This window comes from Bradyrhizobium sp. cf659 (genome assembly GCF_900113725.1).
Classification (GTDB): domain Bacteria; phylum Pseudomonadota; class Alphaproteobacteria; order Rhizobiales; family Xanthobacteraceae; genus Bradyrhizobium.
In genome coordinates this window covers 225,825-247,878 of sequence record NZ_FOQJ01000011.1, presented here as the reverse complement: position 1 = coordinate 247,878, position 22,054 = coordinate 225,825, and the positions used below count along the sequence as shown (strand labels likewise).

The 22,054-nt window shown below is 63.7% G+C and carries 24 protein-coding genes; 11 read left to right on the top strand and 13 right to left on the bottom strand.

The genetic code is table 11. The features are described 5' to 3' along the window. Window positions 1-228 precede the first annotated feature (228 nt). On the top strand, window positions 229-1,488 hold the full coding sequence (locus tag BM118_RS32920; RefSeq protein WP_177234904.1) for an allantoate amidohydrolase: 1,260 nt from the start codon (window positions 229-231) through the stop codon (window positions 1,486-1,488). 125 nt (window positions 1,489-1,613) lie between these two features. Then, entirely contained in the window at window positions 1,614-2,987 is a 1,374-nt protein-coding gene (locus BM118_RS32915; RefSeq protein ID WP_092191094.1) for a hypothetical protein, read from the top strand. A gap of 9 nt (window positions 2,988-2,996) precedes the next feature. Here the strand turns inward: BM118_RS32915 and BM118_RS32910 are convergent, their stop codons facing one another. Next, window positions 2,997-4,316 carry a dicarboxylate/amino acid:cation symporter gene (locus tag BM118_RS32910; protein WP_092191092.1) on the bottom strand — a complete coding sequence of 440 codons (1,320 nt, stop codon included), beginning with the start codon at window positions 4,314-4,316 and terminating at the stop codon, window positions 2,997-2,999. Window positions 4,317-4,401: 85 nt separating this feature from the next. Beyond that, the gene (locus BM118_RS32905) at window positions 4,402-5,415 is read right to left on the bottom strand and encodes a formamidase (RefSeq protein ID WP_092191090.1); all 1,014 of its coding nucleotides are present in this window, start codon (window positions 5,413-5,415) and stop codon (window positions 4,402-4,404) included. A gap of 232 nt (window positions 5,416-5,647) precedes the next feature. On the opposite strand from BM118_RS32905, the gene BM118_RS32900 reads away from it, so the two are divergent. Genes BM118_RS32900 through BM118_RS32890 form a run of 3 tightly spaced genes read left to right on the top strand, consistent with a single transcriptional unit; the run spans window position 5,648 to window position 9,595 of the window. Continuing rightward, the gene (locus BM118_RS32900; protein ID WP_092191088.1) at window positions 5,648-6,316 is read left to right on the top strand and encodes a TetR/AcrR family transcriptional regulator; all 669 of its coding nucleotides are present in this window, start codon (window positions 5,648-5,650) and stop codon (window positions 6,314-6,316) included. Between the two features lie 8 nt (window positions 6,317-6,324). Further along, window positions 6,325-8,190 (top strand): adenine deaminase, encoded by a 1,866-nt coding sequence (locus BM118_RS32895; protein WP_177234903.1) that lies wholly within the window; start codon window positions 6,325-6,327, stop codon window positions 8,188-8,190. 13 nt (window positions 8,191-8,203) lie between these two features. After that, window positions 8,204-9,595: an NCS2 family permease gene (locus BM118_RS32890; protein WP_092191084.1), complete on the top strand. Its 1,392-nt coding sequence runs from the start codon at window positions 8,204-8,206 to the stop codon at window positions 9,593-9,595. A gap of 8 nt (window positions 9,596-9,603) precedes the next feature. Here BM118_RS32890 and BM118_RS32885 read toward each other — a convergent pair whose 3' ends face one another. Then, window positions 9,604-9,825: a hypothetical protein gene (locus tag BM118_RS32885; RefSeq protein WP_092191082.1), complete on the bottom strand. Its 222-nt coding sequence runs from the start codon at window positions 9,823-9,825 to the stop codon at window positions 9,604-9,606. A 351-nt stretch (window positions 9,826-10,176) separates the two neighbouring features. Between BM118_RS32885 and BM118_RS41875 the strand changes: the two genes are divergently transcribed. Beyond that, window positions 10,177-10,359, top strand: a complete 183-nt coding sequence (locus tag BM118_RS41875) for a hypothetical protein (RefSeq protein WP_027545878.1) — start codon at window positions 10,177-10,179, stop codon at window positions 10,357-10,359. A 26-nt stretch (window positions 10,360-10,385) separates the two neighbouring features. On the opposite strand, the gene BM118_RS32875 is transcribed toward BM118_RS41875, so the two are convergent. From BM118_RS32875 to BM118_RS32865, 3 genes are all read right to left on the bottom strand, one after another. Beyond that, a complete protein-coding gene (locus BM118_RS32875) occupies window positions 10,386-11,762 on the bottom strand; it encodes a vWA domain-containing protein (RefSeq protein WP_092191080.1) in 1,377 nt (458 codons plus the stop codon). Window positions 11,763-11,767: 5 nt separating this feature from the next. Next, window positions 11,768-12,715, bottom strand: a complete 948-nt coding sequence (locus BM118_RS32870) for an AAA family ATPase (RefSeq protein WP_025576438.1) — start codon at window positions 12,713-12,715, stop codon at window positions 11,768-11,770. A gap of 148 nt (window positions 12,716-12,863) precedes the next feature. Further along, entirely contained in the window at window positions 12,864-13,064 is a 201-nt protein-coding gene (locus BM118_RS32865) for a hypothetical protein (RefSeq protein WP_027545881.1), read from the bottom strand. Between the two features lie 223 nt (window positions 13,065-13,287). On the opposite strand from BM118_RS32865, the gene BM118_RS32860 reads away from it, so the two are divergent. Beyond that, window positions 13,288-14,262, top strand: coding sequence for a quinone oxidoreductase family protein (locus BM118_RS32860; RefSeq protein WP_011088878.1), 975 nt, complete (start codon window positions 13,288-13,290; stop codon window positions 14,260-14,262). 39 nt (window positions 14,263-14,301) lie between these two features. On the opposite strand, the gene BM118_RS32855 is transcribed toward BM118_RS32860, so the two are convergent. Together BM118_RS32855 and BM118_RS32850 are read right to left on the bottom strand one after the other, a co-directional pair. Continuing rightward, window positions 14,302-14,577, bottom strand: coding sequence for a hypothetical protein (locus tag BM118_RS32855; protein ID WP_092191078.1), 276 nt, complete (start codon window positions 14,575-14,577; stop codon window positions 14,302-14,304). Between the two features lie 101 nt (window positions 14,578-14,678). Beyond that, a complete protein-coding gene (locus BM118_RS32850) occupies window positions 14,679-15,287 on the bottom strand; it encodes a S24 family peptidase (protein ID WP_027545883.1) in 609 nt (202 codons plus the stop codon). Window positions 15,288-15,453: 166 nt separating this feature from the next. Here BM118_RS32850 and BM118_RS32845 point away from each other — a divergent pair, with 166 nt between their 5' ends. Continuing rightward, window positions 15,454-15,975 carry a GcrA family cell cycle regulator gene (locus BM118_RS32845; RefSeq protein ID WP_092191076.1) on the top strand — a complete coding sequence of 174 codons (522 nt, stop codon included), beginning with the start codon at window positions 15,454-15,456 and terminating at the stop codon, window positions 15,973-15,975. Between the two features lie 46 nt (window positions 15,976-16,021). Beyond that, window positions 16,022-16,597, top strand: a complete 576-nt coding sequence (locus BM118_RS32840; protein ID WP_092191074.1) for a hypothetical protein — start codon at window positions 16,022-16,024, stop codon at window positions 16,595-16,597. A gap of 46 nt (window positions 16,598-16,643) precedes the next feature. Here the strand turns inward: BM118_RS32840 and BM118_RS32835 are convergent, their stop codons facing one another. After that, on the bottom strand, window positions 16,644-17,000 hold the full coding sequence (locus tag BM118_RS32835; RefSeq protein WP_177234902.1) for a hypothetical protein: 357 nt from the start codon (window positions 16,998-17,000) through the stop codon (window positions 16,644-16,646). A gap of 768 nt (window positions 17,001-17,768) precedes the next feature. Here BM118_RS32835 and BM118_RS41870 point away from each other — a divergent pair. Then, window positions 17,769-17,954 (top strand): hypothetical protein, encoded by a 186-nt coding sequence (locus BM118_RS41870; RefSeq protein WP_007601490.1) that lies wholly within the window; start codon window positions 17,769-17,771, stop codon window positions 17,952-17,954. A 139-nt stretch (window positions 17,955-18,093) separates the two neighbouring features. After that, window positions 18,094-18,435: a phasin gene (locus BM118_RS32820; protein ID WP_092191070.1), complete on the top strand. Its 342-nt coding sequence runs from the start codon at window positions 18,094-18,096 to the stop codon at window positions 18,433-18,435. Window positions 18,436-18,629: 194 nt separating this feature from the next. On the opposite strand, the gene BM118_RS32815 is transcribed toward BM118_RS32820, so the two are convergent. From BM118_RS32815 to BM118_RS32805, 4 genes are all read right to left on the bottom strand, one after another. Then, window positions 18,630-18,944, bottom strand: a complete 315-nt coding sequence (locus BM118_RS32815) for a c-type cytochrome (protein WP_092191068.1) — start codon at window positions 18,942-18,944, stop codon at window positions 18,630-18,632. Between the two features lie 37 nt (window positions 18,945-18,981). After that, entirely contained in the window at window positions 18,982-19,143 is a 162-nt protein-coding gene (locus BM118_RS41865; protein ID WP_177234901.1) for a hypothetical protein, read from the bottom strand. A 78-nt stretch (window positions 19,144-19,221) separates the two neighbouring features. Further along, the gene (locus BM118_RS32810; protein ID WP_092191066.1) at window positions 19,222-20,052 is read right to left on the bottom strand and encodes an alpha/beta fold hydrolase; all 831 of its coding nucleotides are present in this window, start codon (window positions 20,050-20,052) and stop codon (window positions 19,222-19,224) included. Between the two features lie 151 nt (window positions 20,053-20,203). Then, entirely contained in the window at window positions 20,204-22,000 is a 1,797-nt protein-coding gene (locus tag BM118_RS32805; RefSeq protein ID WP_092191064.1) for a ShlB/FhaC/HecB family hemolysin secretion/activation protein, read from the bottom strand. Between the last annotated feature and the right edge of the window lie 54 nt (window positions 22,001-22,054).

The following is a 22,054-nucleotide window of genomic DNA, read 5'->3' as shown; positions in this document are numbered from 1 at the left end:
AATTTATAGGCAATATTATTTCATTGTATGCAGTGGAGTTAAGCAGCCTTAACCAGCGTTCGCATGTGTATGACCGGCGTCAGACGGTCTGCCGGCAAGGCGCATTCATGCTAACCACGCGCTGATCGGGACGGCGCCGGCCGCGTGATTTTGCTGGCACCGAACTTGTATCGATTGTCGCCAGGACTGCCGCTGCTGCGGTCCCAGAAGATGGAAAGCTCGACCGAGATGGGTGCTGCCACCGCCGTTCAAGATGCATCGCTCGGCAAGGAGATCGTTCGCCGCATCAACGAGCTCGGTGCGATTTCGGAAGAGACCGACAAGCTCACCCGCATCTATCTCAGCAAGGAGTTGCGCGCGGCTGCGGATCTCATCCTCGGCTGGATGCGCGAGGCCGGCATGAGCGCGCATCTCGATGCGATCGGCAATGTCTGCGGCCGCTATGAGGGCGAGCGCCCGGGGGCGCCCTGCCTGATGCTCGGCTCGCACTACGACACCGTGCGCGACGCCGGCAAATGGGATGGGCCGCTGGGTGTGATCACGGCAATCGCCTGCGTCGCCGATCTCAATCGCCGCGGCAAGCGACTGCCGTTCGCGATCGAGGTCATCGGCTTTGCCGACGAGGAGGGGGTGCGTTTCGCCTCAACGCTGCTCGGCAGCCGCGCGGTCGCCGGCACCTTCGACGAGAGCGTTCTCAACACGCGCGATCGCGATGGCGTGTCGATGCGCGATGCGCTGGTCAAGTTTGGCCTCGATCCCGATCATATCGGCGCGGCCGCGCGAGCCCGGCGCGAGCTACTCGCCTATCTCGAATTGCACATCGAGCAGGGCCCGGTGCTGGAAGCACAGCACCTGCCCGTCGGTGTGGTCACCGCGATTGCGGGCGCGACACGGCTGGCCGCTCGGCTGAACGGCATGGCCGGTCACGCCGGCACCGTGCCGATGGCGCTGCGCCGTGACGCGCTCACTGGAGCTGCCGAATGCATCGGCGCGATCGAGCAGTTCTGCCGGACCGACGAGGGCGGCCTGGTCGGCACCGTCGGCTACATCCAGGCGAGGCCCGGCGCGACCAACGTCATTCCGGGCGAGGTGTCCTTTACCATCGACATGCGCGCGCCGACCGACATGCATCGCAAGCGCGCGGTCGCCGACGTCGTCAGACAGATCGAGGCGATCGCCAAGCGCCGGCAGTTGGCGCTCCAGCTCGATGTCACCCACGAGAACCGCACCGCACCCTGCGCGCCCTGGCTGAAGGACCAGATCGCGCAGGCGATTGCCGCGGAAGGCGTTTCCGTGTTCGAGCTGCCGAGCGGGGCCGGGCATGACGGCATGGCCATGATCGACATCGCTGATGTCGGCATGATCTTCGTCCGCTGCCGCGGCGGCGTCAGCCATCACCCGGACGAGCATGTCGAGCTCGCCGACGCCGACACCAGCGCCCGGGTGCTGCTCAGGGTGATCGAGAATTTCAGGCCGCGGGAGGGATAGGCCGACGCGGATTGAGGATGCCTCCGGTCAGGTGCCGGCCAGTCATCGGATAGAGATACGAATCAGGCAGGCTTGGGATGGTGGCCGCATCACCGGGATCACGAGATATTAGCCGATTGACGCATATGAACAGCGATACCTCCTTGTCATCAGGTCGTGCAAACCGGTTTTACCAAGGCGTCGCCGCGACCTTCGTCGCCAACGCCCTTCAGGCCGTCAATTTCCTCGGTGATCGTTTCCTGAGAAAATCGCATCATTCGTTGTCCGCCATCGAGGACCTCTACCGGTATTCGATGGACAGCGCCTTCTCGGTGACCGAGTCCTTTCTCGTCACGGGCGCGCCGCACGCATCGGCCTATTATCCGCGCGACTTCGCCTGGTTCTATCCTGATGTCCTCGACCCCGAGACCATCATGGATGCCCAGGATGCTGTGCGGCGGGCGCGTCTGCTCGAAAAGAGCGTCCATCTTCTGCTGGAGGCGGTTCGAGCCAACGTCGTCACGACGACCATCGTCCCGGCGGGACGCGCGCGGTATCTCGGCGTGAACTATTTCTCGCGCCCGTCGGACACGCTGCTCGGCATTCTCGCCGGTCTCCGGCAGATGATCTCTGCCGAGGAGAGAGCGTCGTCCTATCTGGCGATGTCACAATGCGCGCATGCCGGCCGCTTGCTGCTGGCCGAATACGGCGGCGACCTGAAGCGCGCGATCCTTCAGCTCGCGAGCGAGCTGGAGCCATTCGACGACGACGGTGTCAGGTATTTGCTCTGCGACGCCCGCGCGCCGCGCTCCGCGGCGACGGACACACGTGCCGAACGCAGGCGTTTCGTCACCAACGCCTGCGTTTACACGACGTTCGTGTGGGGCGTGCAGCTCGGGGTCGTCGACGAGAACGAGCTGAAGCGGCTGCTGGGGCGCGACCTCGCGCAATACAAGACGGACCTGCTCCGCCTGTTCGGCAAGGGCGGCTATATCAGGCACTCCTTGGATGGCCCCGTGAGCTCGCCGGTGTCATCGGTCGCCCTGGACTTCGTCGGCGTGCATCGCGGATTTTGGGATATGAGCAAGGCCGGCGAGCGCGCGCTGTTTGCCGCCACGACGGATCTGATCATTGCCGAACCGCGTTTCCGCATCCCCAGCACGTTCCATTTCCTGGTGTCCGCGGATAATCCCCGGAACAAGATGATCCACAAGATCGCGGCTCCCGCCTATCAGGGGCGTTCGTCCTGGCCGACGTTCAACGTCGAATTTGCCGATCGCATGCTGGACTATGATGAATTCTCGGGAGGCGATACCTACCGGGCCTGCGCCCAGGGAATATTGAAGGACATCCGGACCGCGACCGAGGTCCATGGCGGTTATCAGGAACTGATCTCGGAACATGGTCTGAAATATCGCACCTGGGCTTACAAGGGCGCCGTCGCTCACTCCTGGTTTCCGCGCTTCCTGTCCGTATGGAGGAGGGCGTATGGAACGCCGCTCCTCCAGTGGAATGACTGATCCTCGGCGCTAGCCCGCCGTCACGTCCACCATCTCGCCGCCCTCGAGAACCTTGGCCGCCTTGGCGCGGTCGAGGTCACCTTCCCAGGCCGCCACCACGACCGTCGCAACGCAGTTGCCGACGAGGTTGCCGAGCGCGCGGGCCATGCCGATGAACCAGTCGACCGAGAGCACCAGCACGAGGCCGATCGCCGGAATGCTCGGCACCGCATTGAGCGTCGCGGCCAGGATCACGATGGCCGAGCCCGGCACGCCGTGTGCGCCCTTTGAGGTGATCAGGGAAACGCCGAGCAGCAGCAGGAGGTCGCCGAAGGAGAGCGGCGTGTTGGTTGCCTGCGCGATGAAGACGACGGCAAGCGTCAGATAGATCGAGAAGGCGTCGAGGTTGAAGGAATAGCCGGTCGGGATGACGAGCCCGACGACGGAATCCTTCACGCCCATGCGCTCCAGCTTCTTCATGATCTGGGGCAGCACCGCGTCCGAGGACGCCGTCGCGAGCACGATGGTGAGCTCCTCGCGCAGGTAAGCGAGGAATTTGAGGATGTTGATTCCGGCAAGTGCCATCACGCCCCCGAGCACGCCGAGCACGAAGATGCCGACCGAGACGTAGAACAGCATCACCAGAGACACGAGCTGCTTCAGCGAGCCGACGCCGTATTTGCCGACGGTGTAGGCGACTGCGCCGAGCACGCCAAGTGGAGCGACACGGACGATAAGCCCCATGACGCGGAACAGCACGGTGGAGGCTGCGTCGATGATGGAGGTGACGAGCGCGCCCTTCTCGCCGCCGACGAGCGCAAGGCCGACGCCGAACAGCACCGCGAAGAACAGCACCTGAAGCACGTCGTTGCGCGACAGCGCATCGAAGGAGGTGGTCGGGATCACGTTCATCAGAAAGGCGCCGATGCCGCCGCCGGACAGCTTGTGCGCGTTGTCGGCGTAGGTGTTGAGCGCCTTGGCGTCGAGCGTCGAGGGATCGATGTTCATGCCGTGGCCGGGTCCGAAGAGATAGGCGAGCAGCAGGCCGACCACGAGTGCGACCGTCGTCATGACCTCGAAATAGACCAGCGCCTTGACGCCGACCCGGCCGACCTTCTTGAGGTCGCCGGCGCCGGCAATGCCGTGGACGACGACGCAGAACACGATCGGCGCCACGATCATCGAAATCAGCTTGAGGAAGGCGTCGCTGAGGATCTTGAGGCCGATGGCGAAGTCCGGGACGGCCATCCCCAGGATGACGCCAAGCACGAGCGCAGCCAGGACTTGGACGAACAGTGAGGTGTAAAGCGGCTTCGGCTCGACGGCGGGTGCCGCGGTGATGGTCGACATGATGGACTCCCCCTTTGACGCGTCTTGGACGTCAAAAAGGAGCAACAACCGTGCCAGAATGTCGCGGTTACGTCCGAGAAACCGGCTATTCCGCCGCCTTGGCTGTTCTGCCGAACATCCGCGTCGGCGCCGGGAAGCCGCAGGTGGTGCCGTCGGTAATCTTGACCTGGTCTTCCCACGGCAGGCGGAAGGTGCCGGCGACCATGTCCTGCATGAAAGTATAGGGGCAGTCCATCGCGCCACCTTTCACCGCGACATAGCCGCGGTGCCAGAGCTGGTAGATGTTGTTCTCGACGCCCCAGTTGATGCGGGCCTCGCGCACGAGGTCCGGCCGGACCTCGGCGGTGATGATCTCGTCGGCGCGACCGGTGGTGCCGTGCGCCAGCACGGTGCCGTCGAAATTGACGATCATGCCTTCGCCCATGGAATCGAACGAGCCATCCGAGCCGCACATGCAGACGTTCGCCGTGACCATCAGGTTCTGGAACGAATTGGCCTGGTTGGTGAAGCGCCAGGCCTCGCGGATCGGTGCGGTGTAGCCGGCGGTGCGGATCATGATCTCCGCGCCTTTGTAGGCGCACTCCCGCGCCATCTCCGGGAACATGCCGTCGTGGCAGATGATCAGCGCGATCCTGGCACCTTTCGGTCCCTCGATCACGGGGATGCCGATGTCGCCGGGCTCCCACGGCTCGACCGGAATCCAGGGATGGAGCTTGCGGTAGTACAGCTTGATCTCGCCGTGATCGTCGATGATCAGGCCGGAGTTGTAGGGGTTGCCGTGCGGGTTGAACTCCATGATGGAGAAGCAGCCCCAGATTCTGTTGTCGACGCAGGCCTGCTTGAAGGCCGCGACTTCGGGCCCGTCGAGCCGGCACATGATCTCGGGATTGGTGTCCATCGAGAGGCCGTGCAGCGAGTATTCGGGGAACACCACCAGATCCATGCTGGAAAGGTTACGGCGCGCCTTGCCGACCATCCAGACGATACGCTCGGTCTGCCTTGCCAGATCGGCCCAAGTGACGACGTTCGGCAGTTGCAACTGCACCAGCCCGATGACCACGCCCTCAGGCGATTTGTTCAGCCCGCCAAGCCCGTTCATGATCAGCTCCCTTGCTGGAACCAGAGCGCCGCGCCGTTGCGCGCCATCGTTTCGTCGAAGAGCAAATCCGATTTCGACGACGCGCAAAAGTCCATTTTTCAGGCGGGCGGTCGAAAGTCGTGCTCGCGTGGAGCGCCCGCCTCCGCAGAGCGTGCCGACGCCCATTGCTGCGGCGCGGCGTGCCTCAAATCTCGGCTTGACCCTCTAAATCGCCTGATGTCAGACTTATGACATGAGTACAGCAAAGCGACATATCGCCAATCTTCGTGACGAATATGCCGAGATGACGCGGCAGCGCATCGTTGCGGCTTTTGTCGAGACGCTGGAGGACGAGGCGGCCGACGATATTTCCATGGCCGCGGTGGCCAAGCGCGCGAAGGTGGCTGAACGGACCATCTATCGGCACTTCAAGACCCGCGCGGAACTGTTTGCTGCGGCCGGCGAGTGGATCGAGGACAACGTCTTCAGCTACATTCCCTTCACCTCGCCCGACGAGCTGCCGGAGATTTTCCGCAAGCTGTGCAAGCGGTTCGACCGCCATCCGCATCTGGCGCGCGCCATTGCGATGACGCGGGCCGGCCGCCGGGTACGCGCTGGCTTCCGGCGGCATCTGATCGACCAGCATCGCAAGGCGATGGCGCCGCTGGTGCAGCATCTCCCTGCGAAGGAGGTCCGTCAGGCGGAGGCGCTCGCGTCCTATCTCAACAACGTGCTGGCCTGGAATGCGATGCGCGAGGATTTTGGCATGTCCAGCGGCGAGATCGCCGATGCGATCGAGTGGGCGCTCACGACCCTTCTGAAGGACGTCCGTCAGCGCGATGCCGCCGCGGCGCGCAGCGGCAAGGCCGGCAAATCGCCGCGCAAGCGAACCACGGCGCGCGAAAGCACCGGCGTAGAGTGAGGCAGGCCATGAATGCGATCCCCGACGATCTCCTGATCAACGCGCCCGATGAGGTTCGCATCCGCCAGGATCTGGTGCTGACGGCGCTCGGACACCGCCCGGCCGATCGCTCCTTGCGGGTCGGCAGGTTGCTCGATGTGCATAGCCGCACCTGGAGCGAGGATCAGGAGATCGTCTTCAAGGGCCGGCGTATTGCCTGGGTCGGGCCTGCCGGCGACTATCCCGGCGAGGTCCGCGAGCGCGTGCATCGGCCGGATCTTGCCGCCGTGCCCGGCTTCGGCGAGGTGCACAAGCATATCGAAAGCTCGCATCTGACGCCGGAATGGGAGGCCGCGCTGGTGCTGCCGCATGGCAATACCTGGACCTGCGAGGCGAGCCATGAGTTCTCCAACGTCAACGGCGCGCGCAATCTCGAATTCTGGTTCGAGGCGCGCCGCCGCGGCTCGCCGCTAAAAATCTTTCCGCAGCCGGGTTCGGCCGTGCCGCCGACGGCCTATGAGTGGGGTGGCGGTTGGTACGGCCACGACGAGCAGGCGCGCTTCATGGGCGAGAGCCTGATGGTCACCGGGCTCGACGAAGTCATGGATTGGCCGGCAGTATGGAATCCCGACAATCCCTCCTACAAGCGGCTCTGGGGCATGATCGAGGCGACGTTCGCGGCGCGCGGCGTCGTCGAAGGCCATGCCTCTGGCTTGCGCGATCTGCCCTCCATCAACGCCTTCGCCGCGGCCGGGCTCGCGTCCGACCACGAAGTGCAGACTCCGGAGGAGACCTGGGACAAGCTCACGCGCGGCCTGTTCATCGAGCTGCGTGTCTACGCGATGGACGAGATCGTCAAATGGCTGCTCGCGAAGGGCCTCCAGGACTGGTCGCAGATCGCGTTCACGACGGATGACCGCAGTGCCAGCCACACGCTCGAGCTCGGCGCCAGCGACCATAATGCGCGGGTCGCGATCGAGGCTGGCCTTGCGCCGGAGACTGCCATCCAGTGTCTCACCATCAATCCGGCGCGCCACATGCGCCTCACGCCGTTCGTCGGCAGTCTGGCTCCAGGCCGTTTTGGCGACGTGGTGCTGCTGTCGGATGTTGCCAAACTCACGATCGCCGAAGTGTGGGCCGATGGCGCCCAGATCTCCGAAGGCAAGCGCTACGTCAGCCAAGTGCCCGAGATCCTCTGGCCGGACTGGGCAACGAAGACGGTCAACATCAAGCGCTCGATCAAGCCTCAGGATTTCGAGCTGCGGGCCGAGCCCGGCCGTACCACGATGAAGGCGGCCGTGATTCGTCCCTTCCATTGGCATCCCGAATTCTACACCCTCGAACTGCCGGTGCGCGACGGTGCCGTGCAGCGCGACGAGAGCGAGGCCATCACCAAATTTGCGATCGTCGACCGCTTTTCGGGCGACGGGCGCATCGCCAAGATGTTTTGGCGCGGTTGTGGACCGCGCACGCCGGAGACGGCAGTCGCCTGCTCGGTGGCGCACGACAAGCACAACATCTGGGTGGTCGGCTCGTCCGACGCGGCGATGGCGAAGGCGGTGAACGCGCTCATCGAACTCCAGGGCGGATGGGCGCTGGTGCGCGAGGGCGAGCTCGTTGCAACCGTGCGCTTCGAGGTCGGCGGGCTGATGAGCTGCCGCTCGGCGCAGGCGCTCGATGCCGAGATGCAGGCGCTCTACGCGGAGGGGCGCAAGGTCGACTGGATGTATGAGCCGACCTACCGGCCACGCTGGTATCCGGGATTCCCCGAGCGGCTGATGTTCGCGACGCTGACCTGCGCGCCCTGGAGCTGGGTGCTGGTGGCGCCGTGTGAGCAGGCGCCGCTCGGCTTCATCAACGTGCAGACCGGCGAAGCACACCCGGTGGTCTGGTAGGGGGAGAATTGGCATGAACGAGATGACGAAGCCGCAGGCCGCCTCCACGGAGCCGGCGCCGCGCGCAGCCGCTGGACCGCTCGATCGCATCTTCGGCCTCACCGAACGTGGCACGAGCGTCGGCCGCGAGGTGATGGCCGGCGCGACGACGTTCGCCGCGATGGCCTATATCATCGCCGTGAACCCGGCCATCATGTCCAACGCCGGAATGGATCGTGCCGATCTCGTCAGCGCCACGGCACTCGCCGCGATTGTCGGCTCGGTGATGATGGGGCTGTGGGCCAATCTGCCGCTCGCTGTTGCGCCGGCGATGGGATCGAACGTCATCTTCACCTATGTCATCGTCAAGCAGATGGGCATGCCCTGGCAGGGCGCGCTCGCCATGGTTGCCTTCACCGGCGTTCTGTTCCTGATCCTCAGCCTGTCGAAGCTGCGCGAGAAAGTCGCGAAGGACGTTCCGGAGGCACTGAAGATCGGCATTCAGGCGGCCGTCGGCACGCTCATCGTCTTCATTGCGCTGCGCGGCGCCGGCTTCGTGGTCCAGAACCCGTCGACCTATATCGCGATGGGATCGCTGCGCAGCCCGCCGGTGCTGCTGACGCTGTTTGGCCTCCTGCTCACGCCGGTGCTGGTGGCGCGCCGGGTGCCGGCGGCGCTGATCCTGTCGATCGCGGTACTCACCCTGATCGGCTTCTTCGTTCCCGGCGGCAACGGCAAGATGGTGACGTCGGTGCCTTCGGCGATCATGTCATGGCCCCGCTGGCCAACCAGCACCTTCATGGCGCTCGACGTCGGCTATCTCTTCAGCCATTTCGTGGTGGCGCTGCCGCTGCTGTTCTATTTCCTGTGTGCCGAATTCTTCTCGACGCTGGGCACGCTGATCGGCGTCACGGGCGCCGCCAATTTGCGCAAGCCCGATGGCTCGATCCCGAACGCCACCGCCGCGTTTGCAACCGACGCGACGGCATCCATCGTCGGCCCGCTGCTCGGCACCTCCGTCGTCACGGCGTACATCGAGTCCATCACCGGCGTGCAGGCTGGTGGCCGCACGGGACTGACTTCGCTGACCGTTGCGGGACTCTTCTTTCTCGCGCTGTTCTTCTGGCCGATCTTCGTCATCATCCCGCCACAAGCGACTGCGCCCGCGCTGGTGCTCGTCGGTGTGTTGATGATGCAGGGGCTTGCCCGTATCGACATGACCGATCTCGTCAACGCGGTTTCGATCGTGCTGACGCTGCTCGTCACCGTGCTGACCAACAACCTCATCAACGGAATGGCCTTGGGCACACTGAGCTACATCGCCCTGGAAGTGGCTGTCGGCCGGCGGTCGCAGATTCCGGCGATGGTGTGGGGGCTCGGTGTCGTGTTCATCGCTTACGCGATCGTGATCGCCCAGATCTTTTAACGCGCGCGCTACGCCGCGAGATCCAGCAATTTGCACGATCCGCGCACCAGCGCCTTGCGGCCGGCCGGTGTCATCGCGGGCGCGCCGTCATCGACGACGACGAGGCCGAGCTTGACGAGGCTTTCGACGACATAAGCCTTCGGGAGGCGACCGTTCGACACCGGGTTGCGAAGCGCCTTCAGCGCTTCCCACTGGTCGGGTGAAAGATCGAAGTCGAAATCGTTGCTCATCTTGCCTCAAGCGATCGTTCCGTTCGCGCGCCTCTGTTAACGGCGCTGCATGAAGACCATGCGACGACAATGAGTCGGGAATTCGGTAGGCGGTTTAGAACTTCTCTTCACGAATTGCCGCACTTCGTTGCGCCACAAGAGTTAAGATCGTTCGCGCACGAATATCGTCCTGATCTGCGATCACTAATTGATGATTGGCTCTTGATCGTGCGGAGCTACCGCAGTGCACGGGAAGTATTGCTGTCCCATTCTGCGTCGCGATATGCACACAAATCGTGAGGCGAGGGGGGTGCGGGAGTTTGCTACGTTGATTCGCAGGGGATTGGCTTCACACGACAGGAGTGTGAGTGCATGAACAGGCTGGTGGAAATTCGCAGTCAGGAATTCCTGTGCCGGGAGCGCGCCGCGCTGGATTCGGAGCGCCGGGTGTTCTGGCTCGCGCAGGCCCAGGAATGGGAGCAGCGCGCGCTCGACGAAATTGCGTACCACTTTCGGGAGTGCAACCTCGTCCGGGCCGAATTGGCAGCCGCCTGAGGCCAGACGACGGACGTGATCGCCGTCTACTGATAAGTCGCCACGATGTCGGACACTGCGCGCTCGAGCTGCTGTGCGGTGGCGCATTGGCGCACCACGCTGCAAAAGGTCGCATAGCGCGGCATCTCGGAATCGCCAAAGCCCCAGGCGAGCCGCCCCTCGGGATTGAGCCAGACCAGCCGCTTCGAGCGCTCGGAGATCCGGCGCAGAATGTCGGCGCGCGGATCGAGATTGTTGCTGCGGGCGTCGCCGAGCACGATCACCGTCGTCTGCGGCGTCAGTGCGCTCATGAAATCCTTCTCGAAATCGACCAGCGACGAGCCGTAGTCGGATGAGCCGAAGCCGACTTTGGACATGATCTCGGCCATCGCCTCTTCCGGCGATTTCGATTCCAGGATGTCGCTGACCTCGATCAGGTGCGAGGAGAAGGCGAAGGAGCGGACGTCGTCGACCACCTCGTGCAGCGAGTGGATCAGGAGCAGGAAGAAATCGGAGACCTGCGCCACCGAGCCGGAGACGTCGCAGAGTGCGACGATTTTCGGCCGGTCGCGATGCTTGCGCTTCCATGCGGTGAGGAAGGGTACGCCACCCCAGGCCGCGTTGCGGCGCAGCGTGCGGCGGACGTCGAGATGCCCGCGGCGCTGGCGCTTGCGTGGCTTGGAATAGCGCTCGCGCAGGCGGCGCGCGATCTGGCGGATGAGGGCGCGCATCTCGGCGACCTGGCGCCGCTCGATGCGCGCAAGCGGCGCATTGCGCAGGATCTCGTTGCGCAGGTTCTCGGCCTCTTCGCGGGCATAAAGCGCAAGCCCCTGCGAGACGGTGTCGCGGACCGCTTCGCGCAAGGCGTCGAGCGCGGCGCGCAGGCGCGCGGCCAGCGCGGGATTGGTTGCGGTCAGCTGGTCGAGGTCGTCGCGCAGGCGCTGAAGGCCTATGGCGTCGAGGATGCGGCTGGAGAAGATGCCGCGCTGCGTGGAATAGCGGATGTCGGACAGGGAAGCGGCGCCGGCCGCGCTGGCGATCGCGGCCGCGGTCGCATTGCGATCCTGCGACAGCAGCATCTGCGCGAGCGGGCCTAGTTCCTCTTGCGGCGAACCGCCGCCCGCATCACTGGCCGCGCCGGAAGAGGGAGCTTGATCCGTATCCTGCGACGCATCCTCGTCAGTGCCCTCACGCTGCTCCTGCCGCGGCTCCGGCTGGCTGAAGAACAGATCAAAGCAGTCGCCGAGCGCGAGTTTCTCGTCCTGCGATTTGGCGAGCGTCAGAAGCAGGGTGTCGCGCAGGATGGTTCGGTCTGAAAAGCCGACCTGCGCAACCGCACGCATCGCATCGATGCTCTCGGCGGGCGAGACGTGTACGCCCGCGCCACGTGCTGCCCGAAAGAAACGATGGATGTTCTCGCGCATCGGCGTCAACCGAAGACGTTGGATCGTGCTGCCTTGGCAATGAAGGTCGTGATCTGGGGCTGGGCCGCCTCGATATCGGCTTCGTATTTCAGGAGCACGTTGAGCGTGTCCTTGACGATCTCGGTGTCGAGCTCGGAGGCCTGAAGCAGCACCAGCACGCGCGCCCAGTCGATGGTCTCGCTGACCGAGGGCAGCTTCTTCAAATCCAGCGACCGGATCTCGTGGATGAATCCGACCATCTGCCGGCGCAGCGTCTGCGAGATGCCGGGCACGCGGCTCTCGACGATGCGCTCCTCCAGCCGCTGCTCGGGGAAGCCGATATGCAGATGCAGGCAGCGCCGCTTCAGGGCATCGCCCAGGTCGCGCTCGCTGTTGGAGGTGAGGATCACCGTCGGCGGTGTGATGGCGGAGACGGTGCCGAGTTCGGGGATCGTGACCTGGAAGTCCGAGAGGATTTCCAGCAGCAGCGATTCAAACTCGGCGTCCGACTTGTCGATCTCGTCGATCAGCAGCACGCAGCCGCCCGGCTGCTCCAGCGCCTGGAGCAGCGGCCGCGGCTCGACGAACTCCTTGGAGAAGAACACGTCGCCGAAATCGTGGAGCTGATCGAGCGCAGCGTGCAGCGTCTGCGCGCCGCCGAGCACTTCGCCGAGCTTGTCCTTGAGGATCTGCGTATAAAGAAGCTGCTTGGCGTATTTCCACTCATAGAGCGCCTTGGCCTCATCGAGGCCCTCGTAGCATTGCAGGCGGATCATCTTCATGCCGCGCCAGGCGGCGATCGCCTTGGCAAGCTCGGTCTTGCCGACGCCCGCAGGGCCCTCGACCAGGATCGGCTTCTCGATCTGCTGCGACAAATAGACGGCGGTCGCGATCTGCCGGCTGGCGATGTAACCCTGCGCGGCGAGGCCGCTCTCCACTGCCTCGATCGCGGTCGAGGGCTTCTGTTCAGCCACGAATGGGCGCTCCCAAAGGTCCTTGCTTAAGGCTTGTTCTGCCTGCGTTCCAGGCAAAGAACAAGCCTCGTTTGGGAGACATCAGACCCGCGTGAACGGCGTTTTTTCCGCTTAACGCAAATACTTGAGCGGTTTGCCGATCGCGCGGTCAGTGCCGCAGCAGCTCCGGCTTCCGGATCGTCTGCCGGACCTCGGCGCCGCAATCGGCGCATTCATAGACGAAGTCGATCTTGGCAAGACTCCAATGTGGTTCGACCTCGCGCACATACATCGGCAGGAACCCCATGCAGGTGGGGCAATTCACAGGCGCGATCTCGACATCCTGATGATGCTGTACATAAGCCGGCATCTCGGTTCTCCTTCGCAGGCGACCACCAAACCCCGCGCAAAGGCTACTGCCGGTTGCCGCAAGGCCGTCATCAACTCTTTCGAACAGAGGCGGAACGGCGGGCATTTGTCGTTCGCTGTGACATTCTTGTTACGTCTCTGTACTGTAACGGGCAGATCAAATGCCTATTTCACAGGCCGATCCGGTTCTCGGACCTTCACTGCAACGATAAGGGAGCAACCCCATGACGCATGCCATTCGCTTTCACAAGACCGGCGGGCCGGAAGTCCTGGTCTGGGAGGAGGTCAGTGTCGGCAAGCCCGGACCGGGCGAAGCGCGCATCCGCCACACCGCCGTCGGTCTCAACTTCGTCGACATCTACAACCGTTCGGGTCTCTATCCGGCGCAGCTGCCGAGCGGGCTCGGCAGCGAGGCGGCGGGCATCGTCGAGGAGATCGGGCCAGGTGTCACCGACCTGAAGCCGGGCGATCGCGTCGCCTATGGCGCTTCGCCGCTTGGCGCCTATTCCGAGGCGCGGCTGATCCCCGCCGACCGTCTGCTGAAGCTGCCTGACGGCGTCGACGACAAGACGGCGGCGGCGATGATGCTGAAGGGGCTGACGACGCAATATCTGATCCGGCAGACCTATCGGGTGAAAGCGGGCGACACGATCCTGCTCCATGCCGCGGCCGGTGGTGTTGGCCTGATCCTGAGCCAATGGGCCAAGCATCTCGGCGCGACCGTGATCGGCACCGTCAGCAACGACGAGAAGGCAAAGCTGGCCAAGGCGCATGGCTGCGACCACGTCATCATCTACACGCGCGAGGATTTCGTGAAGCGCGTCGACGAGATCACCGGCGGCAAGAAGGTGCCGGTGGTCTACGACTCCGTCGGCAAGGACACGTTCCTGAAATCGCTGGACTGCCTCGCGCCGCTCGGCGTCGCTGCGCTGTTCGGCCAGTCCTCCGGCGCGGTCGAGCCACTCAATCTCGGCTTGCTCGCCCAGAAGGGCTCGCTCTACGTCACCCGTCCGACGCTGTTCACCTATGCCGCCAAGCGCGAGAGCCTGGTGGCGATGGCGGGCGAGCTGTTCGACGTCGTCAAGTCCGGCGCGGTCAAGATCGAGGTGCACCAGACCTATCCGCTGAAGGACGCGGCCAAGGCGCATGCCGATCTTGCCGCGCGCAAGACGACGGGATCGACCGTGCTTCTGGTGTGATGTTCTGCCGGACGCTGGCGCAGACTGCCCGGGCCTGCGTCACGTCCGTTCGTGCTTGCGCAGGTCGCGGACGTGATCGAGGCGGATTGCCTGGAGGTCGACATCTTCAGGCGGAACGTGGGGAAGGGCGGCCTCGGCCAGGATGGCCTCGGTGACGTCCTCGACCGAGCTCTCCGCGATCTCGTGGATGAACGAGATGTTCTGGTATTCACCCGAGGCAATGCGGGAGACGACCTCGCGCCTCGTGATTTCAGGATCGACGACGGCCTCGCGGCCGCGCCGCCCGTAGTCGATCATCACGACGAAATACTGCATGAGACGATCCTGCCGCGCCCCAATGGTCGGGAGCGCGGCAGAGTATTTCCGAAAAGCAGAATTAAGTCAAGTGCGATTTCCAAAAATCGGAAATCGGTGGCCTATTTGCCCTTCTTGCGGGGGCGCGCCGACTTGGCGCGCAGCCGTTCGAGCTGACCCTTGGGCATGGAGAGGCAGATCTCGCCGACCCAGTCGAGCTTGACGCCGACGATCGGCTTGGCGTTGAAGCTGGTGAGATTGACGACCGAAGGGGATTTGCCCCGCTCGATGGTCTTCAAATAGCGTTCGCCGGTCTTGAGCCGGACCACGGCCTCTTCGCCGTAGAAGCTCGACAGCGGATGACGCTGGTCCTTGTAGACCACGATCACGTCGCCGCTCTCGTATTTGGGCAGCATCGAATCGCCGACGATCTCGAATGCAATGGTTTCTTCCATGATCGGGAAGGGCAGCGCGATGTCGCCGAGACCCTCCGGAGGAACCTGCTCATAATCCGGCTCAATCACGGCGCCGGCACCCACGCGACCCATGATCGGCGCGAGATTGAGCTCGAGATATTCCATGATCGGAATGATCTCCGAGGCCTTCACCAGGCGCTCGCCACCAAGAATCTCCGAGACCGCGCCGGGGCGCACGCCCATCGCTGCCGCCAGGCCCCCCTTGCTTTTGCCTGTCTTCTCCAGGCCCCGCTCGATCATTGCAACGTCCAACATGGTGATTCCCTCGATTGCCCATCGTCTCGCCTCTTGTAATCCGAAATTCGGAATTGATGCAATTATGAATATCAGAATTACGGCTTGACTCTAGCTTCGGAATACCGGAATGTGTGTTTCGCCTCCCGGTCGTGCGATCGGAGGAGGTGCATCACAGGACAGCAGCATGGAACCGGGGCATTGGCCGTCGGAGCACTCCGACGCGCTTCGCGACTATTTTCTCAAGGGAATATCTTATGCGGAGATCGGAAGACGGATTAACGCAAGGTTTGGAACGGCTTACACGCGCAGCGCGGTGGCCGGCCGCGCCAAGCGGCTCGGGCTCGTTGCGCCGGAACGGGTGACGAGCCCGTCGATCGTGCCGTCGCTGCCGGGCGAGGCCGGTCACCTTTCGCCGCGCCGGCCGGCGTTAAATCTGCCGCCGAAGTCTGCACTGAAGCCCGCGCGGGTCAAGTTGCGCTGTGTCGGCGTCCAGCCGCGCCTCGTCCAGCTGGTCGATCTTGCGCCGGCCGACTGCCGCTACCCCTATGGCGGTGACAAGGACGGGGAGGAGATCGCCTTCTGCGGCCACCGGCGCCAGCCGGGCTCCAGCTATTGCGCGCCGCATGCGCGCCTGACGCGCCGCTCCGGGGCTGCGTCCGCCCGTGTCGCGGGTCCCGTCGTGCTGAGGCTGGTCTCCGCCGCCTGAAAGTGCGCTCGCCCGTTCAATCGTCAATCTTGCAAGGAGTATCCGAGTGGGACGTGTCCGACGCAACAGATCCTACAAATTGCCACAGATCTACGACCGGCGGTCGCGCGAGGTGCCATTCAATGCGGAAGTGGCGGAGGTCGAGATCGACAATCCGCTGGCGCTCGACCCCGGCGAGAAGATCATGGCGATCCGGTCGATCCGCAGCGATCCGCTCGGCCGCCTGCACTCGCACCACCAGATCGACGAGGCCCAATACCGCGGCGGGCGCGCCTTCCAGAACGATTGGGAGCGGGCGGAGCGGGGCCCTCAGGCGATGGACCCAACCCGTGAATATGTCGATGGCGCCCGCACGCGCGAGCCTGTCACCGAGAGCCAGCGACAGGCGGTGCTGCGGTTGAACCGGGTCGAGCGCGAACTCGGCACCGACGGCGCCGCGCTGGTGCACGACGTGCTGGTGCTGGGGCTGACCATGGATCAGATCGGGCAGCGTCGCGCGGTCCGTACGCAGCGCTGGAACGACTATTTCGCGCGGCGGTTTCGCGAATGCCTGGACCGGTTGGCACTGATCTACGGCTTTGCGACGGAGGCGGGGGCGCAGCGTGCAGACCAGCGCAGATGATTGCGGCACGCCGGCGGTTTCGGCCGCCGGCGTGCCGGTCTGCGGCTCACGGATGCGGCACAATCTGGTAAGTCGTCGTGTAGGGCTCGACACGGAGCGAGGCGTTGGCCAAAAGCCCGATCCTGGCGGTCGGCGCCTGCTGCAATTCGCCGTTCGGGCCGCGATGCACGTTGTATTGCCAGACGGTGAGGTCACCCTTCTGCGCCAGCGCGTGCGCAACCGCGCTCGCGTCATTGCTGCCGAGCGCCTGAAGTTCCTCCGCCGACAGTCCGACGACGATTTCGTCCTTGATGGTGACGATCTTGAACAGATTCATCTTGGTCTCCTGCGCCCATGCGCCTTGTATCGAGAGGGTGAAAAGCGCAACCGCGGCGCCCTTGATGAGATCGCAGCGAGAAAGCATGCCGTCGTCCTTTGGTGCTGGCGCGCGCCCGAATCGGTTGAGTCCGTCAGCCATGGCGCCCGTGATCTGCGTGGCCGTATCGCAACGCTTGGTCGTCCGATCTTGAACAACGGTTCATCGGCGGCAGTCGTCCTGAAGGCGAAGGAAATCTCGGGGACGCGCCCCTTTGCCCGCGCCAGACCGCAGGACAAGGTGACGGATCATGGCCCCGACATGATCTTCCAGGGCGCCTCCGACGAGATGCAACGCGCTGACAAGAAGGCCGATCCCAAGGCGCTTGCCGCCTCGGCTTCGGGGGCGCCCCGATCAGGACTTTGGAGACCGGCTGCTAGATCGACGTTCATTTCGTCGGCGATACAACCGCCGAGGTGGGACTCAACAATTACGTGTATACGCTGAAGAAGCGTTAGGTCGCCTGCGTCAATGCCCGTTCATACCGGAAACAAGGCGAAATGCTGTGCCCGTTGACAGCAGTCAGGGCCGTATGCGTGACTGATGCCGCTTCTTGACGCAGGTGGGTGACGACGGTCCATATTCCTGTTATCCGGAATTGCGGTGGTGCGATGCAGACGAAGCATCGCTAAGCTGTTGGTCGGGCTTGCCGGAAGGGTTGTTTCTTGGCATAAGTACAACCTGTTCGGTTGAGCCGAGTGTGCTAACCCGCCGGGGGGCCCAGCCGAAAGTTCGTCCTCGCCATGGCACCCCGCTTATGGTGTTCGGCTCTCGAGTGGGACGATCAGGAAGACCGATGCTTGTCATAGGTGCGAGATGAAGAACCTCAATTTCGCGGCTGAACTGCACCTCAAGCTCGGCGCGCCTGCGAGCGGCACGGTCGAAAGCCTGCGCCTGCTCCGCGCTTTTTTGAAGCTCGCGCCTCGCCAGCGTTTCGAGGTCATCAAGCTCGTTGAAGACCTCGCCACCGAAGAAGCCCTTCCCGAACACCCCCTGTCCTGAGCCGGCCGCACGTCTTACGCCTTTTCCTTCGTTTTCCTGCCCAAGCCGGACCGCCGGGGGACGTTTGCCCCCGGGTTCGCCGCTGGAAGGCGGTCGGGCAAGTGTGGTATTCAGCTAAGAAAAAGGGAGGAGTGTGACCATGATCGAACCGAAGCTCGAAGTTCCGGCCGAACTGCGCGACCTGGCCGAGAAGACGATCGACCAGGCGGAAAAGGCATTCGGCATGTTTTTCGATGCCGCCACCAAATCGATGTCATCCGTTCCGGGAGCAGGAACGGAAGTGTCGAAGCAGGCGCTCGCTTTCACCGAGCAGAACATGAAGTCGGCGTTCGAGCATGCGCGCAAGCTCGTTCATGCCACCGACCTTCAGGAAGCGATGCGAATCCAGTCCGACTTCCTGCGCAGCCAGTTCACCAGCGCCGGAGACCACATGCGCCAGATGACCGGCAGTCTCATGCAGCCGGGCAAGGACAAATCCTGATTCCCGGTCTGTGCGCTGCGTGCCTACAAATTGATCTTGCGCAGCATTGAGATCCGGATTTCGATGCTGGTGCAGGTCCATGATGGGCCACCGAATGGTTTCTCATTCGCCGTCCATCATCCTTTCTGCTGATCCCTGTCGGTCCTCCGGCAGGGATTTGCATTTTGTGACAAGTGTCGCGATTGGCCGGCGCCCTATGGACGCAGCGATCCGATATAGGCCGCGATGTCGCCGGCTTCGGTCCGACTCAAGGGAAAGCTCGGCATCTTCGGATGCGGGTCGAGCAGGAAGAAGGCGAGCTTCTCCGGACTGAAGTCCGGCCGGCGCGCAACGGATGCGAAGGAAGGGACGTCGGCGCTGGCTTCCGTCTGGCCATTGGCCACGACATGGCAACTTGCGCACCAGCGCTTGGCCAGGTCGGAACCGTGACCGGCATCGGCGGCGAGAGCGGATGAGGAACTCGAGGCCACCACAAGCAGCAGGCAAATTCGTCTCAAATGCTGGTGCATCGGGCAACCCTCATGCGTTCGCTTGCGACCACCGTGCTCATCCGCAGCACGATCCCGGAAATTGGGAGAGATCGATGCGGGCGATGATCGACCGCAGCAGCCTGCGGGTCGAACGATAGAGATGCCGCACGAATCCAGGCGTCCTTGTCGTGGGCAGGCCCAGCCGTTTCGTATCAAGGCTTTCGATGTAGTTCGACACGTGCCTCTCCGAGATTGTGAGACCGTGTCTATCGTGGCCGGCCCGGAGCCGCCTTGATCTGCCGCAAGGCGTCCCCGGCTAGTAGTCGCCGGGGTTCATGATCATCGGACTTTTCGTTTCGGCCGGCGCGAGCGCGCTGCTGGCGCTGTCACGCAGGAAGCGGTCGAGCGTCGCCTGGATCTTCTCCTTGACCGCGTCGGGTCCGCGATCGCTCATCTCGGTGTGCTGCGCACCGGTGTGGACGATGTCGATGCCGCGCGCCTTGGCCTCTTCCGGCGTCGGCAGCACGCCCGGGTCGGTCAGGAAATGCGGATCCTTCGAGCGGAACGACAGGATCTTCATGTTGTCGCTGAGCACGAAAGGCACTCGAAGATTGTCGAGTGTGATTACTTTCGACACCAGCTCCGGGTGCTGATGGGCGACATACATGGACACGTCGCCGCCGTTGGAATGACCGACGAGGGTGATGTGGTCGTAGTCGGCGTTCTCCTGCCGCCTCTTCAGTTCGCCCAGGGTGAAGAGGATGTTGGCCTCGCAGCGCATATAGACTTCACGCCGGCCGGCATATTGCTGGCCGACATCGGTCATTAGCGGCGGATCGCTGGGCAGGTCCTGCTGGATGCTGGCGACGAGATAGCCGCGCGCCGCGAGCGCGTTGGCGAGGAAGGAATACTCGGTAGCCTTGACGGTATTGCCGTTGCTGATGATGGCGAGCGGCAGCTTCCAGAGGCCGAGATTGGCCTTGGTCTCGTAATCGCGCCGCACCGCGATTTCGACCGAGATTGGCCGCTGGCGCGAGGCATCGAACAGGGTCCAGACCTCATGGCGGATCGCGAACCGGCTGACGACGAAATATTCGCCGACGCCGAGGACGCAAAGAAACGCCAGGATTGCAAACACCCTCTTCATGGTTCCGTCCCAATCACTTTGGACTGAAAATGGTCATTGGAAGCCCCCGGATCGAGCGATCGTGAGCAGTTACGAGATTAAATTTAGGCAAGTCTGTGAGCAAGGCCGCAAAAGGGCTGCATGCCGGGCACGCGGCATGAGGGCTTGGCAGCTAGAGGCAGCCGCTCCTGCCGCGTTCGGGGCAGAGCCGGAATGCGCTCGACAGTGTGAGCAGGAAACGCGGGCTGCGGCGCTCGTTGTCCGGCGCCCGGTAGCTCAAGGGGACGGCCACGCCGAGATCGGCCTGGAGATCGTCCCACAGGAAGAACCGCGCGCCGACTCCGGCCGATGTCAGCGACAGGCCGTCGCTCAGCCGGTAGCCGTCGTTCCAGACTGCGCCGGCGTCGCCGAAGGCATAGAGCTGGTAGCCGGTCCAGTAGCGGAAATTGAGCTTCTGGTCGAAGCGCAGCTCGAGAGAGCCGGCAAGGCCGTTGTCGCCGCTGATCTCGGCTGCGCCGTAGCCCCGGCCGAAGGCCGCGCCGCCGAGATAGAATTGCTGCGAGGTGAACAGCGGCCGCGATGCCGTCTGGCTCGCCGCCGAGAGCTTGAGCGACCAGGCGCCGTTGAGCGTCTGGTAGCGCGTGAACCAGAGGTTCAGCACCGAGAAGTTCGATGACGCACCGTCGCGCGACAACAGATCGTCGTCGAAATGCGATGCGCCGAAGACGTCGAGGCCCTGACGATAGGTCAGCGTTGCGAAACTGGTGCCGCCGAAGCGGTCCTGGAGCCGGTAGTCGGCGGTCAGGCTCGCGGTTCGGATGTGGTCGTTGTACCAGGGGCCGTAAAGATCATGCTCGGACACGTTGCTGAAGGCCCCAGCCATGGTGAGTGTCAGTGCCGACGATTGCGACATGAAGGGCACGGTGCTTGCCCGTACCTCGAAAGCTTCGGTCGTGGTGATGTCGCTGTCGAGGCGGCGGGCATCGCCGGGCCGGACCGCGCTGTAGAGGACGGACGCGCCGAGGCGCACGCCGTCGACGCCGACAGGCGCGTCGTAGGACAGCCGTGCGAAGCCAAGCTCGCGCGGGTCGTTGGCAATGGTCGACAGGTTGACCGCCAGCGTGTCGCCGGGCGTGAGGTAGGAATTGAACGCGCCGGTCGCATAGGTCTGCCAAGGGCCGACCGAGGACGAGCCGAGATTGTCCAGGCCGAACGATGTGAACACGTGCCAGGTCTTCAAATAGACGGTGAGGCGGAAGCGGCCGGTCGCACCGCCGATCTCCTCCAACGCGGTATCGGTGATCCGGACGCCCGGCCTGCCGTTGATGAGGAAGAGCTGGCGTTCGAGCGTTGCCAGGCGCGATGGCTGCTCGGCCAGAACCGGCCCGAGCATCGGCCTCACGCCGAACTGCTCGGCGCCGTCGCCTTTCAGTTCGGCCTGCACGATGGCGCCCTCGATCACCTGGATCCGGACCATGCCGTCGGCAATGTCCTGCGGCGGCACGACGGCCCGGCTCAGATGGAATCCATCGGCGCGGTAGAGGTCGCTGATCGCGCCGGCGATCGCGGCGAGGTCCGCCTGTGAGACCTTCTTGCCGAGATAAGGCTGATAGACCGCGGCGATGCGGTCACGGGAAACGATGTGGGCCCCGCTGACCTTGAGGCCGCGCAGCACGAACTGAGGCTTGGTATCGCCGCCGGTGCTGGGCTCGCCGACCGTCGGTAGCTTGACCGGAGGCCGGTTCAGCGTTTCCCGCTTGGTTTGGTTTTCAAAGTATTTCTCGGGCTGGCGCGGATCAAAACCCGGCTGGTTCGCCTGTTGTGCGAAGGATTGCGGAACTCCCGTGAAGATTGGTGCCAACAGCACCAACGCGGTAAGGAGGAACCGCTTCTCAACACGCGCCGCGAACCCGTCTCCGTAGTTTGACGGAGATCTTCCCGTAGGGCGGTAAGGGTTCGTTAGTCGCATGATTTTTCTTAGTTTTTTATGGTCAATGATTGGTTAATGCGGCTGCTCGGCTCG

Bases quoted from the DNA above. Each gene is read 5' to 3' on its own strand.
- BM118_RS32855 (WP_092191078.1), bottom strand. From the start codon at position 14,577: ATGCAGTATTTCGTCGTGATGATCGACTACGGGCGGCGCGGCCGCGAG.
- BM118_RS32895 (WP_177234903.1), top strand. From the start codon at position 6,325: ATGAATGCGATCCCCGACGATCTCCTGATCAACGCGCCCGATGAGGTT.
- BM118_RS32875 (WP_092191080.1), bottom strand. From the start codon at position 11,762: ATGCGCGAGAACATCCATCGTTTCTTTCGGGCAGCACGTGGCGCGGGC.
- BM118_RS32885 (WP_092191082.1), bottom strand. From the start codon at position 9,825: ATGAGCAACGATTTCGACTTCGATCTTTCACCCGACCAGTGGGAAGCG.
- BM118_RS32865 (WP_027545881.1), bottom strand. From the start codon at position 13,064: ATGCCGGCTTATGTACAGCATCATCAGGATGTCGAGATCGCGCCTGTG.
- BM118_RS32845 (WP_092191076.1), top strand. From the start codon at position 15,454: ATGGAACCGGGGCATTGGCCGTCGGAGCACTCCGACGCGCTTCGCGAC.
- BM118_RS32805 (WP_092191064.1), bottom strand. From the start codon at position 22,000: ATGCGACTAACGAACCCTTACCGCCCTACGGGAAGATCTCCGTCAAAC.
- BM118_RS32910 (WP_092191092.1), bottom strand. From the start codon at position 4,316: ATGTCGACCATCACCGCGGCACCCGCCGTCGAGCCGAAGCCGCTTTAC.
- BM118_RS41875 (WP_027545878.1), top strand. From the start codon at position 10,177: ATGAACAGGCTGGTGGAAATTCGCAGTCAGGAATTCCTGTGCCGGGAG.
- BM118_RS32850 (WP_027545883.1), bottom strand. From the start codon at position 15,287: ATGTTGGACGTTGCAATGATCGAGCGGGGCCTGGAGAAGACAGGCAAA.
- BM118_RS32915 (WP_092191094.1), top strand. From the start codon at position 1,614: ATGAACAGCGATACCTCCTTGTCATCAGGTCGTGCAAACCGGTTTTAC.
- BM118_RS32890 (WP_092191084.1), top strand. From the start codon at position 8,204: ATGAACGAGATGACGAAGCCGCAGGCCGCCTCCACGGAGCCGGCGCCG.
- BM118_RS32820 (WP_092191070.1), top strand. From the start codon at position 18,094: ATGATCGAACCGAAGCTCGAAGTTCCGGCCGAACTGCGCGACCTGGCC.
- BM118_RS32900 (WP_092191088.1), top strand. From the start codon at position 5,648: ATGAGTACAGCAAAGCGACATATCGCCAATCTTCGTGACGAATATGCC.
- BM118_RS32920 (WP_177234904.1), top strand. From the start codon at position 229: ATGGGTGCTGCCACCGCCGTTCAAGATGCATCGCTCGGCAAGGAGATC.
- BM118_RS41870 (WP_007601490.1), top strand. From the start codon at position 17,769: ATGAAGAACCTCAATTTCGCGGCTGAACTGCACCTCAAGCTCGGCGCG.
- BM118_RS32860 (WP_011088878.1), top strand. From the start codon at position 13,288: ATGACGCATGCCATTCGCTTTCACAAGACCGGCGGGCCGGAAGTCCTG.
- BM118_RS32905 (WP_092191090.1), bottom strand. From the start codon at position 5,415: ATGAACGGGCTTGGCGGGCTGAACAAATCGCCTGAGGGCGTGGTCATC.
- BM118_RS32810 (WP_092191066.1), bottom strand. From the start codon at position 20,052: ATGAAGAGGGTGTTTGCAATCCTGGCGTTTCTTTGCGTCCTCGGCGTC.
- BM118_RS32835 (WP_177234902.1), bottom strand. From the start codon at position 17,000: ATGCTTTCTCGCTGCGATCTCATCAAGGGCGCCGCGGTTGCGCTTTTC.
- BM118_RS32815 (WP_092191068.1), bottom strand. From the start codon at position 18,944: ATGCACCAGCATTTGAGACGAATTTGCCTGCTGCTTGTGGTGGCCTCG.